4 protein-coding genes are annotated in these 2,696 nt (G+C 74.5%); 1 reads left to right on the forward strand and 3 read right to left on the reverse strand.

Features of this window, described 5'->3' with window-relative positions; translation table 11 throughout:
• Positions 1 to 115: 115 nt before the first annotated feature.
• On the reverse strand, positions 116 to 766 hold the full coding sequence (locus tag B7767_RS36875) for a phosphoribosyltransferase (RefSeq protein ID WP_085575816.1): 651 nt from the start codon (positions 764 to 766) through the stop codon (positions 116 to 118).
• A gap of 130 nt (positions 767 to 896) precedes the next feature.
• On the opposite strand from B7767_RS36875, the gene B7767_RS36880 reads away from it, so the two are divergent.
• On the forward strand, positions 897 to 1,352 hold the full coding sequence (locus B7767_RS36880; RefSeq protein WP_085575817.1) for an archease: 456 nt from the start codon (positions 897 to 899) through the stop codon (positions 1,350 to 1,352).
• A gap of 133 nt (positions 1,353 to 1,485) precedes the next feature.
• Here B7767_RS36880 and B7767_RS36885 read toward each other — a convergent pair whose 3' ends face one another.
• Positions 1,486 to 1,911 carry a CBS domain-containing protein gene (locus B7767_RS36885; protein WP_085575818.1) on the reverse strand — a complete coding sequence of 142 codons (426 nt, stop codon included), beginning with the start codon at positions 1,909 to 1,911 and terminating at the stop codon, positions 1,486 to 1,488.
• A 125-nt stretch (positions 1,912 to 2,036) separates the two neighbouring features.
• Positions 2,037 to 2,465 (reverse strand): VOC family protein, encoded by a 429-nt coding sequence (locus B7767_RS36890; protein ID WP_085575819.1) that lies wholly within the window; start codon positions 2,463 to 2,465, stop codon positions 2,037 to 2,039.
• Positions 2,466 to 2,696 lie beyond the last annotated feature (231 nt).

Below are 2,696 nucleotides of genomic sequence, written 5' to 3' on the forward strand. Positions count from 1 at the left end.
GCACGCCGACGCGCCGGATCCCCGCCTCACGAGCACGGCCGGGCACGGGGCCGGCGACGACGCCGCGGCCGGGCGTGCCGGCTCCCGCACCCCCGCGCGATCCGCCGGACGGGCCCTACCGGGGCTGCCGCTGGTGCAGCGCGTCCAGGACGTCCTCGTCCGTCAACTGGCCGAACTCCTCGTACCACTGGCCCACGGCCATGAACGCGGCCGGCTGGTGCAGACACACCACCTCGTCGGCCTCGGAACGCATCAGCGCGACGCCCTCCGTCGAGCCGACCGGAACGGCCAGCACGAGGCGCCCGGGGTCCTGTGCCCGCAGGGCGCGCAGCGCGGCGCGGGCGGTGGAGCCGGTCGCCAGCCCGTCGTCGACGACGATCACGGTCCGTCCGCGCAGTCCGGGGGCCGGGCGGCCCTGGCGGTAGCACTGTTCACGGCGGCGCAGCTCGGTGCGCTCGCGCTCGACGACGGGCGCGAGGTCGGCCTCGTCGATGCCCAGCCGCCGCAGGGCGTCCTCGTCGAAGAGCGGAACCCCGTCGCCGGCCATCGCGCCGACGCCGAACTCCTCGTGGAAGGGGGCGCCGATCTTCCGTACGACGAGGACGTCGAGCGGGGCGTCCAGTGTCCCGGCGACCTCGACGGCCACGGCGGCACCGCCGCGGGGCAGGGCCAGCACGACGGGGTCGGGCAGGGCTCCCTCGTCCTGCCTCTCCCGCAGCCGTGCGGCCAGTTCGCGGCCGGCCTGCCGGCGATCACGGAACCGCATGACGGATGCCCTCCCTCCACACCGGAGACGGCACCTGAAGCACCCGGTCCGCACCCGTGTACCCCGCTCCCCGGCACTCGAAGCGCCCGGCGCCCGGCATGGGTGCGCGGTCGTCGGGCAGGCGGGTTCCATGGTCGGTGACACGAGCGACTACGGGCAGGCACTGCGGCCGGACGAGAGCGGGCACCGGGCGGTGGCGCGGGAGGACGAGTTCCGGATCGAGGCGTGGGCGGCGAGCCGGGAGAACTGTCTGGCGGAGGCGGTGGCGGCGATGGTGGAGTGCTTCGCCGACGTCTCCGGGGTGCGGCCGACGGGCGTGGGCCGCGTCCGGCTGGCCGGGGCCAGTGACGACGACCTGCTGGCGGCGCTGCTGGACGAGATCCTGTACCGGTTGGAGGAGTACGGCCAGGTACCGGTCGACGTGGAGGCGGACGGGACCGACGACGGTCTCGACATACGCCTGGCGGTGGCCGCCCTGACGGACGTACGGGTCACCGGCCGGATGCCGACGGCCGTGGCCTGGGAGGAACTACGGATCCACCCGGGCCCGTACGGCTGGACGTGCGCGCTCACGGTGGACGGATGACAGCCGGAACGGCCCCGCCGGCGTTCGAGGAGCGGGGGCCCGGGGGCAGCGCCCCCGGGGACGACGGGGGTCCCTGCTCGAGCGAAGCCGAGAGCGGGGGAGGGAAGGGGCGGCGGGGGCGAAGAACCCGCGCTCAGTGGGTGGGCGCCGCCGCGCTGATGTCCGCCAGGGCGGAGTGCGGATCCTCCGTCGTGGCGAGGTCCCCGAGACTCACCACCCCCACCGGACAGCCGCCGCGTTCCACCACCGGGAGCCGCCGGACGGCGTGCCGCCGCATCAGCTCCACGGCGTGATCGGTGGTGTCCTCGGGGTCGAGGGTCACCAGGGGCGGGCGCGTGCACAGGGAACCGACCGTGGTGGCCTCCGGGTCCTGTCCCTCGGCGACGCCCCTGAGCACGATGTCGCGGTCGGTGAGCACACCGAACAGATCACAGTCGTAGGCGACGAGGACGTCGCCGATGTCCTGCTCGCGCATCAGGCGCGCGGCCCGCGCCACCGTCGTCATGGGTTCGACGGACGCGGTGTCCGCGGACATCACGTCCCGTATCCGCGTGGTCATGGGCACCTCCCGGTACGTGGCCGGCCTGGACCCCCGTGTCCGTCGCGTAGCCCGCTGCGCGGCGCGTAAACCGACCGGGCGGGGCGGGCGCGCGGAACACGCCCGCCCCCGTCCCGGCCACGCGGTCACACGGCTCCGGGGACCTCCTCGGTGACGCCGTTCAGCGGCGAGGCCGGGTCGGTGCCGTACGGGAGGGTGATGGCCTCGAGGCCGTGGCCCGCAGGGTCCCGGAAGTACACGCCGCGACCGCCGTCGTTGCGGTTGATACGGCGGGGGTGCCTGCCGTGCGGATCGGCCTGGACGGGGATCCCGGCGTCCACGAGCCGGGCGAGGATCGCGTCGAACTCGTCCTCGGAGACGAGGAACGCGTAGTGCTGCGCCGGGATGTCGATGTCGACGGTCGCGAAGTCCAGGGTGACTCCGTTGGCGGTCGTCACCGGCAGGAACATTCCGGCCGGTTCCCCGACCTCCAGACCCAGGACGTGGGCGAGGAAACGGGCGGACTTCTCCCGGTCACGGGTGAGAACGATGGTGTGGTTGAACTCGACTGACACGAGGGCAATGCCTCCATGGGCATCCGCGGCGCCTCCATGCCTCACCCGGCCGGTGACCGACACGCGATGCCGCGCCGAGAATCCTAGGCAACGGGGCCGACGGCTGTCGAGCCGTTGAACCGGGGGCGACGGCGGGCGGGGCGCGTGCGCGTGTCAGGCCGGGGCGTCGTGGCCGCCCCCGGCCGCGGCGGCCTCGTCCACGCGGCCGGCCACCCAGTCCAGGAAGTCCCC

The sequence above is a fragment of the Streptomyces sp. 13-12-16 genome (assembly GCF_002114215.1).
Lineage (GTDB): Bacteria > Actinomycetota > Actinomycetes > Streptomycetales > Streptomycetaceae > Streptomyces.

Coding starts and splice junctions, on each gene's coding strand:
- B7767_RS36875 (WP_085575816.1), bottom strand. CDS start 766: ATGCGGTTCCGTGATCGCCGGCAGGCCGGCCGCGAACTGGCCGCACGG.
- B7767_RS36885 (WP_085575818.1), bottom strand. CDS start 1,911: ATGACCACGCGGATACGGGACGTGATGTCCGCGGACACCGCGTCCGTC.
- B7767_RS36880 (WP_085575817.1), top strand. CDS start 897: ATGGTCGGTGACACGAGCGACTACGGGCAGGCACTGCGGCCGGACGAG.